This window comes from Streptomyces sp. NPDC057638 (assembly GCF_042800315.1).
Classification (GTDB): Bacteria; Actinomycetota; Actinomycetes; order Streptomycetales; family Streptomycetaceae; genus Streptomyces.
Window position 1 is genome coordinate 19,090 of record NZ_JBHVHF010000058.1, and the last position, 13,671, is coordinate 32,760.

Here is a 13,671-nt window from a genome sequence, read left to right on the forward strand (position 1 = left end):
GTTCCCGGGGTGTTCTCGTGTCGGCTTTCTCGTGTCGGTGTTCTCTCGCCGGCGGTCCCTCATCGAGGATATTTCCGTACAAACTCCGTCTGCTCGGATGACTTCGTCCTTCTGCTTCTGTCCGAAGTTCTGCGAATAAGTACCTTTTTCGACACCGAGGAGTCGACTTCCGATGCGTCAACTGTCCCCCCTCTCCCGTCGTGTGACGGCGGCAGCTCTCGGCCTGGTCGTGATGTCCGGGGTCGCCGCCTGCGCGGGTCCCCAGGACGGTGGGGCCAAGGACGCCGGTAAGGACGGCGCGCCGCGCAAGGGCGGCACGCTGACCGTGCTCAACGCCGAGCCGCACGCCGACTTCGATCCGGCACGGCTCTACACCTCCGGGGGCGGAAACGTTCCCTCGCTGGTCTTCCGCACCCTCACCACCCGCAACCGGGAGGACGGGGCCGAGGGCACCAAGGTCGTCCCCGACCTCGCCACCGACACCGGCCGCCCCAACAAGGACGCCACCGAGTGGACCTTCACCCTCAAGGAGGGGCTGAAGTACGACGACGGCACCCCCATCACCAGCGCCGACATCAAGTACGGCATCGAGCGCTCCTTCGCCGCCGAGCTCTCCGGCGGGGCGCCCTTCCTGCGTGACTGGCTGATCGGCGGCGCCGACTACCAGGGCCCCTACAAGAGCCCCCAGGGCCTCGCCTCGATCGTCACCCCTGACGACCGGACGATCGTCTTCAAGCTGCGCAAGCCGGAGGGCGACTTCCCGTTCGTCGCCACCCAGACCCAGTTCGCGCCCGTCCCCAAGGCCAAGGACACCGGGACGAAGTACGAGGAGCGGCCCGTCTCCTCCGGCCCGTACAAGGTCGTCCGCAACGAGGGCGACGGCGAGCGGCTCGTCCTGGAGCGCAACCCGCACTGGTCCGAGAAGACCGACGCCGAGCGCAAGGCGTACCCCGACCGCATCGACGTCCTGTCGGGCCTGGACGCGGCCGTGATCAACCAGCGGCTCTCCACCGGCTCCGGTGTCGACGCCGCCGCCGTCACCACCGACACCAACCTCGGCCCGGCCGAACTGGCGCAGATCGGCGGCTCCGCCGGGGAGAAGGAGCTGGCCTCCCGGGTCGGCACCGGGCGCTTCGGATACGTCAACTACCTCGCGTTCAACCCGAAGGTGAAGCCGTTCGACGACATCCGGGTGCGCCAGGCCATCTCGTACGCCATCAACCGCACCAGCGTGATCAACGCGGCGGGCGGCTCCGCGCTCGCCGAGCCCGCGACGACCTTCCTGCCGGAGAAGGAGGCGTTCGGCCACACCCCGTACGACCACTTCCCGGCCGGGAAGACGGGGAACCCGGCCAAGGCGAAGGAGCTGCTGAAGGCCGCCGGGCAGGAGAAGCTCACCATCACCCTGACCCACTCCACCGCCCAGAACCGGCAGACCAGCCCCGAGGTCGCCACCGCCGTGCAGCAGGCGCTGGCCAAGGCCGGGATCACGGTCAAGCTCCAGGGCCTGGAGAACAACGCCTTCAACGAGAAGCGCTGGAGCGCCAAGGACGCGCCCGGCTTCTTCCTCTCCCGCTGGGGCGCCGACTGGCCGTCCGGGGCGCCCTTCCTCGCGCCCATCTTCGACGGACGGCAGATCGTCAAGGACGGCTCCAACTACAACCACGCGCAGCTCAACGACCCCGCGATCAACCGGGAGATCGACGAGATCAACAAGCTGACCGATCTGCGGGCCGCCGCTCCGCGCTGGGGCGCGCTCGACAAGCGGATCGGGGCGCTCGCGCTGGACGTGCCGCTGTTCCACCCCGTCTACAAGCGGCTGTACGGCAAGGACGTCAAGAACATCGTGATCAGTGACTGGACCGGTGTGCTCGACATCTCGCAGGTCGCGGTCAAGTGAGCGCTGTCGCAGGCGGGGCGGGCGCGCGTTCCGACACGGGTGCCCGTTCCGGCGCGGGGGTGAGTGGCGCTCCCGCGTCCAGCGCGCTGCGGCGGCTCGCCCGCCGCCCCGCCGCGCTGGTGTCGGCGGGCCTCCTCGGCCTGCTGCTCCTGCTCGCCCTCGCCGCGCCCCTGCTGACGCAGCTGGCCGGGCAGGATCCGTACACGTACCACGACGATCTCGTCGACTCCGCGCGCGGCGGCGTCCCGCACGGATCCTTCGGCGGGGTCAGCGCCGAGCACTGGCTCGGCGTGGAGCCCGGCACCGGCCGGGACCTCTTCGCCCGGCTGCTCTACGGGGCCCGGGTCTCCCTGCTGGTCGCCGTCGGCGCCACCCTGGTCCAGCTCGCCATCGGGGTCGTCATCGGGCTGGCGGCCGGGCTCGGCCACCGCCGTCTCGACGCGTTCCTCAGCCGCGCCACCGATGTGATGGTGGCGCTGCCGATGCTGGTCATCGCCATCGCGCTGACCGCCGTCGTTCCGCCGGACTTCCCGCGTCCGCTGCTGCTGGTGGTGATCATCGGCGGTCTCGGCTGGGGCGGTGTCTCCCGGATCGTCCGGGCGCACACCCTCAGCCTGGTGAAGCTGGACTTCGTCGCCGCGGCCCGGCTGAGCGGCCGCGGCCCCTGGACGGTCGCCCGCCGGGAACTGCTGCCGTCGCTGGCCGCGCCGGTCATCACGTACGCGGCGATCCTGCTGCCCGTGAACATCGTGGTGGAGGCGTCGCTCTCCTTCCTCGGCGTCGGGGTCACGCCCCCGACGCCGTCCTGGGGGCAGATGCTGTCGACCGCGCAGACCTGGTTCCGGGCGGACCCGATGTATGTCCTGTTGCCCGCGGGGCTGCTGTTCATCACGGTGCTGGCGTTCACCGTGCTCGGTGACGCCGTCCGGACCGCCCTCGATCCGCGCGAGGCCAGCAGGCTCCGTGTCGGTACCCGGAAGGAGGGCCTCCGTTGACGGCCTATGTGCTGCGACGGCTCGGTGGCGCGGCCGTGGTGCTGCTGGTGCTGTCGGTGCTGGTGTACGGGTTGTTCTATCTGGCGCCCGGCGATCCGGCCCGGCTCGCCTGCGGTGACCGCTGCACCCCGGAGCAGATCGCGCAGGTGCGGGAGCGCCTGGGACTCCATGAGTCCGTCATCACCCAGTACGGACAGTTCCTCCGGGGACTCTTCCTGGGACGCGACATCAGCTCCGGCACCGGAACCCTCCGCTGTGAAGCGCCCTGCCTCGGCCTCTCGTACCAGACCGACCAGCAGGTCACCGAGCTGATCCTGGACCGGCTGCCCGCCACCGCCTCCCTCGCGCTCGGCGCGATGGTGGTCTGGCTGGTCATCGGGGTGGGGACCGGGCTGCTCTCCGCGCTGCGCCGGGGCGGGATCACCGAGCGGCTGCTCACCGTGCTCACCCTGGCCGCCACCGGAATGCCGGTCTTCATCCTCGGACTGCTGCTGCTCATGGTCGTCTGCGCCTATCTGCGCTGGCTGCCGTTCCCCAGCTATGTCCCGCTGACCGAGAACCCCGAGCAGTGGGCGTGGAACATGCTGCTGCCCTGGCTGACCCTCGGCTTCTTCGAGTCCGCCAAGTACGCCCGCCTCACCCGGAGCGCCACCCTGGAGACGCTCGCCGAGGACCATATCCGTACCTTCCGGGCGTACGGGGTCGGGGAACGCTCCCTCGTCGGGCGGCACGCGCTGCGGGGGGCCGTGCCACCGGTGATCGCGCTCAGCGCGCTGGACGTCGGCACGATGTTCGGCGGGGCGGTGCTCACCGAGTCCCTCTTCGGGATCCCCGGGCTCGGCAAGACCCTGATCGACGGGGTCAAGGTGATCGACCTGCCGGTGGTGGTGGGCGTGGTGCTGGTGATCGGCGCCGCGGTGGTGCTGGCGAACGTGGTCGCGGATCTGCTCTATGCCGCCGCCGACCGGAGAGTGGTGCTGTCATGACCGAACCGGTGGCGGGGGCCTCGGGGGCCTTGAGGTCCTTGGTATCGGCTGGGGGAGGGGTGTCCGTGGGGGAGCCGGCCCCGGCCGGCCGGGCCGGCCCGGGGGCGGACGGGGAGCCGCTGATCCAGGTCACCGATCTGGTGGTGGAGTTCCCCGGCGGGGCGCGTGCCGTCGACGGGCTCTCCCTCACCCTCGCGCCCGGCCGCGCGCTCGGCCTGGTCGGCGAGTCCGGCAGCGGCAAGAGCACCGTCGCGGGCGCCCTCCTCGGCCTCCACCGCGGAACCGGCGCGCGGATCTCGGGATCCGTCCGCGTCGGCGGTACGGAGGTGGGCGCGGCCACCACCAGGGAACTCCGCGCGCTGCGGGGCAAGGTGGCGGCGATGGTCTTCCAGGACCCGCTCTCCGCGCTCGACCCCTACTACGCCGTCGGCGACCAGATCGCCGAGGTCTACCGGGTGCACACCGGTGCCTCCCGGCGGGCCGCCCGGACCCGTGCCGTCGAGGTGCTCGACCGTGTCGGCATCCCGGACGCGCCCCGGCGCGCCCGCTCCCGGCCGCATGAGTTCAGCGGCGGGATGCGCCAGCGCGCGCTCATCGCGATGGCGCTGGCCTGCGAACCGCGGCTGCTCGTCGCCGACGAGCCGACGACCGCGCTCGATGTCACCGTGCAGGCCCAGATCCTCGATCTGCTGCACGAACTGCGCTCCGCCACGGGGATGGGGCTGCTGCTGGTCACCCATGATGTGGGAGTGGCGGCGGAGAGCGTCGACGAGGTGGTGGTGATGCGGGACGGGCGTGCCGTGGAGCGTGGACCGGTGACGGATGTCCTGACCGTGCCATCCCATCCGTACACCAGGGATCTGCTGGCGGCGGTGCCCCGGGTGGACGCGGTGCGCGGGGTGGACGCCGTGGGCCGGGCGGGGGGTGAGACGCGCCCGGCGGAGTCGGCGGAGCCGGGTGGGCTGGGTGGTGTCGAGGCGTCGGGTGCGTCGGGCGAGCTGGGTGGTGTCGAGGCGTCGGGTGCGTCGGGCGAGCTGGGCACGTTGGGTGGTGTCGAGGCGTCGGGTGCGTCGGGCGAGCTGGGAGCATTGGGTAAGCCAGGTGAGCTGGATGCGTCGGGTGAGCCGGGGCTGTCCGGTGCGCCGGGGGCGCCCGGTGCGCCGGGCGCAGCCGTCCTCGTGGTCAGGGGCCCGGCGGCGGAGAGCCTTGGCGGCACCACCGGCACCACCTTCCTCGAAGTTCCTCCGCTTCTCGATGTCGCCGGACTGCGGCGGGAGTTCGGCCGGGGTGCCCGGCGGGTCGTCGCCGTCGACGGGGTCGACCTCTCCGTCCGTGCCGGGGAGACCCTCGGTATCGTCGGCGAGAGCGGCAGCGGCAAGACGACCCTCGGCCGGATCCTGGTACGGCTGCTCGACCCGACCTCCGGCACGGTCCGCTACGACGGCACCGATATCGGCGCCCTCTCCGAACGGGCGCTGCGCCCCTTCCGGCGTGAGCTCCAGATGGTCTTCCAGGATCCGGTGTCCTCCCTCAACCCGCGCCGTTCCATCGGCGAGTCCATCGCCGACCCGCTGCGGGCCGCCGGGCTCCGCGACGAGCGGCGGATCCGTGAACGGGTGGGTGAGGCCCTGGAGCGGGTGGGGCTCGATCCGGGCCGTCAGGGCGCCTATCCGCATGAGTTCAGCGGGGGGCAGCGCCAGCGCGTGGGCATCGCCCGTGCCCTGGCGGCCGAGCCACGGCTCATCGTCTGTGACGAACCCGTCTCCGCGCTCGATGTGACCACCCAGGCCCAGGTCACCTCTCTGCTGCGGCGACTTCAGCGGGAGCTCGGCCTCGGCCTGGTCTTCATCGCCCATGATCTGGCCGTGGTGCGGCAGATCAGCGACCGGGTCGCCGTGATGCGCCAGGGGCGGATCGTGGAACAGGGGACGGTGGGTGAGGTGTACGGCTCGCCCCAGCACCCGTACACCCGGAGTCTGCTGGCCGCGGTGCCGACCCTGGATCCCCGGCTCGCACGGGAGCGCCGCGTGAGCCGCCAGGGACTGGCCGACCCCCAGCTCTCCGCAGAGGTCTGACACTCCGTTACGGAATCTCTGATAGCGCGCCGGAACGCGAAGAGGGTGTGAAAGTCACGTGCATTCACCCCTTCCGGTGGCGCGACGGACAACCGTCCGCCGCGCCACCGCCGTACCGGCTTACCGTCATCCCGCTGTGAGTCGCCGGAGCGATGGCGGCCAGCTTCACAGGGAGACGGGGGTGCACTCGTGCGGATCGCGTTGCTTACGGAGAGTGGTTACGCGCGTGCGTCGGGTGAGTTCGAGGCATGGTGGGGCCAGCTGGCGCATGGACTCGTCCAGCATGACTTCACGGTGTACGCCGTGGCGGACGGGACCGCTCGCGGAGGGCTCGCCGAGCGTGCGTGTCCGACGGGCGGGGGGCGCGCGGAGGTGCGCGCCGGGCGTGCGTACGGACGGCGGGAGCGCCGTCGCTTCCTCGCCCACTTCGAGGAGTTGCTGAGCGCGCTTCCCGCCGGAGCCGCCACCCCTGAAGAGACCCACGGCGCCCCTGGTGCGCATGGTGCCCGTGACGGGCGCGGTGGATGGGACGGGCGGGACGGCTCCGCCAGGGTCAGCGGTGGCCGTGGGGTCGCCGGTTCCACAGGGATCCCTGGGTTTGCTGGGGCTGATGAGACTGATCCCTTCACCCGTGGTCTGCACGGGCTCGCCGACCTCGCCGTCGGCCACGGCGGTCTGACCGCCGCCCTCCGATCCGAGTCCGCCCTGAGCGCCATCGAAAGACTCTGCCGCACGCCGGGCGTGCGCGGGGCGTACGGCGCTACCGCGAGCCTCCGTGACTGCCTCGCGCTGGCCGACGCCTTCGCCCGGGCCCTGCGCCCCCTCTCGTACGACTGGTACGGCGATGACGGGCTCGCCGCCGTCGACCTCTGCCATGCCACCGCCGCCGGGAGCGGGGCGCTCCCCGGTCTCCTGGCCAAACGCTTCTTCGGGGTTCCCCTGCTGGTCACGGAGTACGACGTACTCCTGCGCCGTCACTGTCTGACGGTGGCGGCGAGCGGGGCGAACCCGGTGGTGCGTGCCCTGCTGACCGGCTTCGGGTTCCGGCTGGCGACGGCCGTGTACCGCGCGGCGGCCCTGGTCACCCCGGGCGACGGCCACGCCCGCCGCTGGCAGCTGCGATGCGGTGCCGATCCCGCGCGGGTACGGATCATCTCCCCGGGGGTCGCGGCGGGGGCGCGCGGTACGGCGGTTCCCGGCGGTGGTCCCGGTCTCGCCGCCGCGGTCCGCGCCCCGGCGGACCTCCCGGCGGGCTCCGGATCAGGGTTCTGGTCCGGTTCCGTCGGCGCGGGCGGGCCCGGTCCCGCCGGGACCCGCGGGGAGGGGACCGGGTGGGGGGGCGTTCCGGGGCCCGCGCCGGGGTGCGGGGACGAGGGTGATCGTCCGTACCCGGCCGGAGCAGGGGAGTACGGCGGCGATCCCCGCACGCTCGTCTGGACCGGTCGCTTCCGTCCCGGTCAGGACCTCGCCACTCTTCTCCACGCCTTCGCCGAGGTACGCGCCGAGGAGCCCGGGGCCCTGCTGAGACTGGTCGCCCCGCCCGCGCGGGGCCCGGTGGAGGCGCGCTGCCGCGCCGGGGCGGAGTCCCTGGTCTCCCATCTCTTCCCCGGTCCCGGCGGGGGGCGGGCCGCCGTGACCCTGGTCGACCGGCGGACCCTGGGAGCACGCGGGCTCGCCGAGGTCTACGCGTCCGGGGTGGCGGTGGTGATGTCCAGCGTCGACGAGGGCTTTCCGCTCGGGGTCGTGGAAGCGATGTTCCACGGACGGGCCACCGTCTCCACCGACGTCGGCGCGGTCGCCGAGGCCGTCGGCGGTACGGGGCTGATCGTTCCGCCCCGGGACCCCCGCGCGCTCGCGGACCGTTGCCTCGCGCTGGTGCGCGATCCGGCGCGCGCCGCGCGTCTGGGAGGTGCGGCGCGTTCCCGGGCGCTGGAACTGTTCACCGTGGAGCGGCAGCTGGCCGCCTTCCACCGTGCCTACCTGGAGCTGATCTCCCACTCCCCGGTCCACCGGGAGCCCACCGGCGCGCGCGGGGAGCCCGTGCTCTTCGCCCGGCCGCCCGAGGAATGGGTTCCCCTGGGCTGGCGGCGGGATGCGCCAGGAGGTACGACGCCCGGGCGGTCCCATGGTGCCGCGTCCATCGCGGGATGCGGCGTCTCCCTGGTCGCGGCCCGCGCGGGAGGCGCCGCGTGACCACCTTCCGCGCTGACACGCGCCCTTCTGGTGACGTGCCCGGTCCCGGCGGCGACGCGGGGCGTCCCGCTGGCGACACGCCGGGTCTCGGCGGAGCCGTACCGCGTCCTTCTGGTGATGTGTCCCGTTCCGGTGACGTGTCGCGTTCCGGTGGGGGCGCACCGCGCTCCTCTGGTGACGTGCCCCGTTCTGGTGGGGGCGCACCGCGCCCTTCTGGTGACGTGCCCCGACCCCCTGGCGACGCGTCCCGACCTCCTGGCGAGGTGCCCCGCGGCCCTGGTGGTCTCTTCCGCCTCCCTGGTGACGCGCCCCGGCGCTCCGGCGGCTGGGACGGGTCCCCGCGGCCCACCGGTACCGCGTCCGGCCGGGGGCCCCGCGTCCCCCGCGCGTACCACCCGGGGCGTGGCGGGGCGTCGGCCGTTCCCGCTGGTGCCGCCGGTTCCGCCGATCCTGTGCGGGCGCTGATGCACCGGCATCGCGCCCTGTGCGCACGGGCCTTCGGGCCCCTGGAGATCGCGGCGGGACTCGAAGCGCACGGGATCACCGACCGCGCCGCGGCCCGCTTCCGGCACCGCGATGTCTTCTCGCTCGCCGAGGAGTTGCACGCCCGGGTGCCCCGGGAGGACGCGCCGGAATCCACGCCCGCGCACCCGCCGGAGCGCGGCTGGCGCTGGCGCCCCCGGGCCGTGGCGCTCGCGCTGCTGCCCGGAGCCCTCGCCTGGCTCACCGTCGCCGGGCGGGAGGTCGTCGACGGCACTCCACGGACCGCCGTGACCGTCGGCGGAAGCGCCGCCGTCGCGCTCGCCATGCTTTTGGTGCTGCGCCACGGGCCCCTGCGCGCCCCCCGTCACCAGCACCGGCCCGCCCTGTGGCCCTGGACCCTGTGGCTGCTCGGCTACGCGGCCTCCGGTGACGCGCGGCTGACCACCCACACCGACGCGCTGCCCCCACTGGAACCCGTCCCCCTCGCCGCCCTCACGCTCTCCCTCGCACCCGCGCTGTGGGGCGCACGCCTTCTCACCACCCAGGCACGGCGACGGATCGACCAGAGCACCAGCCGCGCCGATTTCGCCACCCGCACCCGGTCCCTGCCCCTGACCGTCACCTTGTTGTACGTGGCGGGGCTGAGTGCCCTTCTGGCCCTCGCGGACCTCGTTCTGCCCGGGTCCCCCGGCCTCGGTGGTCACGCGCTCGTGTCCACCCTCTCCCTCGGTGCCCTGCTCTTCCTGGCCGGGCTTCTGGCCGCCCACGGCCGCCGCCGGGTCGCCGCCACCTGCCTCGCCGCCGCCTGCGCGGCCGAGGCCGTGCTGCTCGCGCTGACCCTCACCGGACGCGTCGAACACGTCGAGCTCGGGGGGATCTGGGCCCTCGTGCCCGCGGTGGCGTGCGCGGTCGCCGCCGGAGTGCTGCTCGCGCACGCCACCGTCACCCTCGCGCGGGCCTCCGCCCACACCATGTCGCGGCCCGCGCCCCACCTCCGTACGCCTGACCCCACCCCGGCTGACGTGATCACGGCCGGGCGCGGCACCTCCGACGTCCGGACGGCCGGGCGCGGCGCGACCCGCTCCCGGACGGCTGACCTCCGGACGACCGGCCCCCGTAGGCCCGACGCCTCTCCGGCCGCTCATCGCGCGTCCGGCGTCCGGGCGTCCCGTACCGACGACCTCACCTCCCCACCGACCCTCCCGCTGGACACCTGCGATATCCCCGAAGGAGAACGCGACATGACCCCCCAACCCCCCGCCCCGGCCCATCAGCGTCCCGGGGGTGCGCGATGAGGGTGCTGCTGCTCGGTGCCAATGGCTTCCTCGGTCGCTTCGTCGCCGACCGGCTGCTCGCCGATCCGGCGGTCCATCTGACCGCGCTCGGCCGGGGTGACGACGCCGATGTGCGCTTCGACCTCGCCGGGGGCAGCCCCGGGGCGCTCACCCGCTTCCTGAGCGCCGTCCACCCCGGAGTCGTCATCAACTGCGCGGGCGCCACCCGAGGCGGCGCCCGCGACCTGACCCGCCACAACACCGTCGCCGTCGCCACCGTCTGTGAGGCCCTGCGCCGCAGCGGCTGCGGCGCCCGGCTGGTGCAACTCGGTTGCGGTTCCGAGTACGGGCCGTCCCAACCCGGTTCCTCGACGGCGGAAGACGCTGTTCCGCGCCCGGGCGGCCCCTATGGCGTCAGCAAGCTCGCCGCCACCGAACTCGTCCTCGGCTCGGGTCTGGACGCGGTCGTACTGCGGGTCTTCTCCCCGGTCGGGCCGGGCACCCCGGCCGGTTCCCCGCTGGGCCGGCTCGCCGAGGCCATGCGGCGCGCCATGCAGTCCGGTGACGGGGAGCTCAAGCTCAGTGGACTGGGCGTGCAGCGGGACTTCGTCGACGTACGGGACGTGGCGCGCGCCGTGCACGCCGCCTCGCTCTCCGCCGCCCAGGGAGTCGTCAACATCGGTACGGGCCGGGCCGTGCGCCTGCGGGACGCCGCCGCCGTGCTCGCCCGGGTCGCCGGGTACGCGGGCGCGCTCCATGAACTCGACGCGCCCCCCGGCCGCTCCGGCCCCGGTATCGGAGCGCCGCGGTCCGAGTCGGTGCTCGACCATCTCGCCGCGACCCCCGTCCCGTACCCCGACGGCTGTGGTGCCTGGCAGCAGGCCGATGTGCGCACCGCGCGGGACCGGCTGGGCTGGCGGCCCCGGATCAACCTCGAAGAGTCGCTCGCGGACATCTGGATGGAGGCGGCGTGCCGGATCTGACCGCGACCTCCCCGGCCTCCACGCACTCCCCGCCGGGCCACACCGGATGGGGGCGGCTCGGCCTCGGGGTGCCCGGCTGCGGTCATCCGCTGCTGGCGCCGGAGGAGTGGAGTGAGCTGAGCCGCCAGGGTGCCCATCTCGACTGGGTCGTCCTCAATGTCGCCAACGGTCCGGGCGACCGTCCCGACCCGCACGGTCTGGCGGCGGCGGGCAAGCTGACCAACGCGGGTGTGCGGGTGCTCGGCCATCTCGACCTCGCCCACGGCACCCGTTCCCTCGGCGCGCTCGTCTCCGACGCCTGCCGCTACGCCGAGTGGTACCGCGTCGACGGCTTCCTGCTGGACCGCTGTCCCACGGACCGGGACAAGCTCACGGCGGTACGGAGGGTCGCGGCCACGCTGGAAGAGGTCGCGCCGGATCCGTATCTCGTTCTCGGGCAGGGCAGCCATCCGCACCCCGGCTACGCGGAAGCCGCCGACCAGTTGATCACCTTCTCCGGCGGCTGGGCCCAGTACCGCTGGTCCCAGGTGGCGGAGTGGACCGCGGAACACCCGGCGGAGCGCTTCGCGCATGTCGTCCACGGGGTGCCGCGCACACATCTGGAGGAGGCCATCCGGATCGCCCGCTGGCAGGGCGCGGGCACGATCTTCTTCACCGACCGGCCCGACCGGCCCGACCGCGCGATCCGTGCCGCGCGGGGAGTCCGTGACACCTCGGGCGCGCGGGGCGGCCCGACCGGCGGCGCTGGTCGGATCGGCGGTGTCGCGGGTCCGGCGGGCGCCACGGGCGCGGGTGCCGGGAGTCGCCCGGGACGCCAGAAGGCGCGTATCGGGCCATTTGACACGCTGCCCGGCTACTGGGACGAAATCGTCTCGCGGATCGGACCGGGTGTCTCGGAATGAGGAGGCGCGTGGCAGTGTTACCAGGGAACAACCGTACTGATGTATCGACGCAACGGAGTCCCCGTGTCGCTGCCACCCCTGGTCGAGCCCGCAGCCGAGCTCACCGTCGACGAGGTCCGCAGGTACTCCCGCCACCTGATCATCCCCGATGTCGGGATGGACGGGCAGAAGCGGCTCAAGAACGCCAAGGTGCTGTGTGTGGGCGCTGGTGGCCTTGGATCCCCGGCCTTGATGTACCTCGCGGCCGCCGGTGTCGGCACCCTGGGCATCGTGGAGTTCGACGAGGTCGACGAGTCCAACCTCCAGCGCCAGATCATCCACAGCCAGGCCGACATCGGCCGCTCCAAGGCGGAGTCCGCCAAGGACTCGGTCCTCGGCATCAACCCGTATGTGAACGTGATCCTTCACAAGGAGCGGCTCGAGGCCGACAACGTGATGGACATCTTCGCGCAGTACGACCTGATCGTGGACGGCACGGACAACTTCGCCACCCGCTATCTCGTCAACGACGCCTGTGTGCTGCTGAACAAGCCCTACGTCTGGGGCTCGATCTACCGCTTCGACGGCCAGGCGTCCGTCTTCTGGTCCGAGCACGGCCCCTGCTACCGCTGCCTGTACCCCGAGCCCCCGCCGCCGGGCATGGTCCCGAGCTGCGCCGAGGGCGGTGTGCTCGGCGTCCTGTGCGCCTCCATCGGCTCCATCCAGGTCACCGAGGCGATCAAGGTCCTCGCCGGGGTCGGTGACCCCCTGGTCGGCCGACTGATGATCTATGACGCCCTGGAGATGCAGTACCGCCAGGTCAAGATCCGCAAGGACCCCGGCTGCGCTGTCTGCGGTGAGAACCCGACCGTCACCGAGCTGATCGACTACGAGGCGTTCTGCGGTGTCGTCTCGGAGGAGGCCCAGGAGGCCGCCGCCGGTTCGACGATCACGCCCAAGCAGCTCAAGGAGTGGATCGACGACGGCGAGAACATCGAGATCATCGATGTCCGCGAGGTCAACGAGTACGAGATCGTCTCGATCCCCGGCGCCAAGCTGATCCCCAAGAACGAGTTCCTGATGGGCCAGGCGCTCCAGGACCTCCCGCAGGACAAGCGGATCGTGCTGCACTGCAAGACGGGTGTCCGCAGCGCGGAAGTCCTGGCCGTGCTCAAGTCGGCGGGCTTCGCCGACGCCGTCCACGTCGGCGGCGGCGTGATCGGCTGGGTCCACCAGATCGAGCCGGACAAGCCGGTCTACTAGGGAACGTCTCCGCCATGGCGCCGTCCGCCCGCCGGAGTCCCCGTCCGGGGAGCCGGACCCCGGGCCCCGGCGCGGGTGGACGACCGGTCCCGTGATCCGTACGGAGCGGAGCGGTCCGCTGACGGCCACGGCGGCATGAGCGACCAGCTTTCAGGGCCCTGGACCGATACCGGTACGGGGCCCTGCGGCATGTCCGCGGCCTGGTTGGGGCGTCGGCGCCCGGCCCGTGCGTACCGGGACGGTATCGGGTGCGCCGGGCCGGGACGGCACGCGCCGGACGTACGGGACGTACGCGGGTGCCCGTGCGGGTCCCCGGGCCCGGGTGGTGGCCCGCCACACCCGGAGCGGGCTGCCGATGCCGGAACGGACTGTTGGTACGTCGGCACGGGGGTACGTCGGCACGGGGAACGGACCGCCGGCACGGGGAACGGACCGCCGGCACGGGGAAGGGGCCGTTGGCGCCGGGGAGTTGGTACGGGACCGTCGTCATCCGCCGGAGCGCCGGGCCGGATCCTCGGTGGCTCCGCTGGACCGGCCGGGCGTCGGACTCGGGGCGCGCTCTGCCGCCCGGCCAGGGGAAACCAGCCGACCCGGAGCGAGGCGCCGCTCATACGCGGGCGGCCCGCCCGGTGCCGGGC

The 13,671-nt window shown here is 73.0% G+C and carries 9 protein-coding genes; all 9 read left to right on the forward strand.

The annotated features are described in order from the left end of the window. Window positions 1–172: 172 nt before the first annotated feature. The 9 genes from ACFVIM_RS11410 (at window position 173) to moeZ (ending at window position 13,033) form a co-directional block, all read left to right on the forward strand. Window positions 173–1,900, forward strand: coding sequence for an ABC transporter substrate-binding protein (locus tag ACFVIM_RS11410; RefSeq protein ID WP_384300462.1), 1,728 nt, complete (start codon window positions 173–175; stop codon window positions 1,898–1,900). A gap of 59 nt (window positions 1,901–1,959) precedes the next feature. Continuing rightward, complete coding sequence (locus ACFVIM_RS11415; RefSeq protein WP_384300471.1) at window positions 1,960–2,895, forward strand: ABC transporter permease; 936 nt, start codon at window positions 1,960–1,962, stop codon at window positions 2,893–2,895. Further along, a complete protein-coding gene (locus tag ACFVIM_RS11420; RefSeq protein WP_384300463.1) occupies window positions 2,892–3,881 on the forward strand; it encodes an ABC transporter permease in 990 nt (329 codons plus the stop codon). Before ACFVIM_RS11415 ends, ACFVIM_RS11420 begins: the two co-directional genes overlap by 4 nt. Beyond that, a complete protein-coding gene (locus ACFVIM_RS11425) occupies window positions 3,878–5,956 on the forward strand; it encodes a dipeptide ABC transporter ATP-binding protein (protein ID WP_384300464.1) in 2,079 nt (692 codons plus the stop codon). The genes ACFVIM_RS11420 and ACFVIM_RS11425 overlap by 4 nt, the downstream gene beginning before the upstream one ends. Before the next feature lie 201 nt (window positions 5,957–6,157). Beyond that, window positions 6,158–8,149 (forward strand): glycosyltransferase, encoded by a 1,992-nt coding sequence (locus tag ACFVIM_RS11430; protein ID WP_384300465.1) that lies wholly within the window; start codon window positions 6,158–6,160, stop codon window positions 8,147–8,149. A 464-nt stretch (window positions 8,150–8,613) separates the two neighbouring features. Next, window positions 8,614–9,927 carry a hypothetical protein gene (locus tag ACFVIM_RS11435; RefSeq protein WP_384300466.1) on the forward strand — a complete coding sequence of 438 codons (1,314 nt, stop codon included), beginning with the start codon at window positions 8,614–8,616 and terminating at the stop codon, window positions 9,925–9,927. Next, the gene (locus ACFVIM_RS11440) at window positions 9,924–10,889 is read left to right on the forward strand and encodes an NAD-dependent epimerase/dehydratase family protein (protein ID WP_384300467.1); all 966 of its coding nucleotides are present in this window, start codon (window positions 9,924–9,926) and stop codon (window positions 10,887–10,889) included. The genes ACFVIM_RS11435 and ACFVIM_RS11440 overlap by 4 nt, the downstream gene beginning before the upstream one ends. Continuing rightward, on the forward strand, window positions 10,877–11,791 hold the full coding sequence (locus ACFVIM_RS11445) for a spherulation-specific family 4 protein (RefSeq protein WP_384300468.1): 915 nt from the start codon (window positions 10,877–10,879) through the stop codon (window positions 11,789–11,791). Before ACFVIM_RS11440 ends, ACFVIM_RS11445 begins: the two co-directional genes overlap by 13 nt. Window positions 11,792–11,854: 63 nt before the next feature. Beyond that, window positions 11,855–13,033 (forward strand): adenylyltransferase/sulfurtransferase MoeZ, encoded by a 1,179-nt coding sequence (gene moeZ / locus ACFVIM_RS11450; RefSeq protein WP_384300469.1) that lies wholly within the window; start codon window positions 11,855–11,857, stop codon window positions 13,031–13,033. Window positions 13,034–13,671 lie beyond the last annotated feature (638 nt).

Coding starts and splice junctions, on each gene's coding strand:
- ACFVIM_RS11435 (WP_384300466.1), top strand. CDS start 8,614: ATGCACCGGCATCGCGCCCTGTGCGCACGGGCCTTCGGGCCCCTGGAG.
- ACFVIM_RS11440 (WP_384300467.1), top strand. CDS start 9,924: ATGAGGGTGCTGCTGCTCGGTGCCAATGGCTTCCTCGGTCGCTTCGTC.
- ACFVIM_RS11425 (WP_384300464.1), top strand. CDS start 3,878: ATGACCGAACCGGTGGCGGGGGCCTCGGGGGCCTTGAGGTCCTTGGTA.
- ACFVIM_RS11410 (WP_384300462.1), top strand. CDS start 173: ATGCGTCAACTGTCCCCCCTCTCCCGTCGTGTGACGGCGGCAGCTCTC.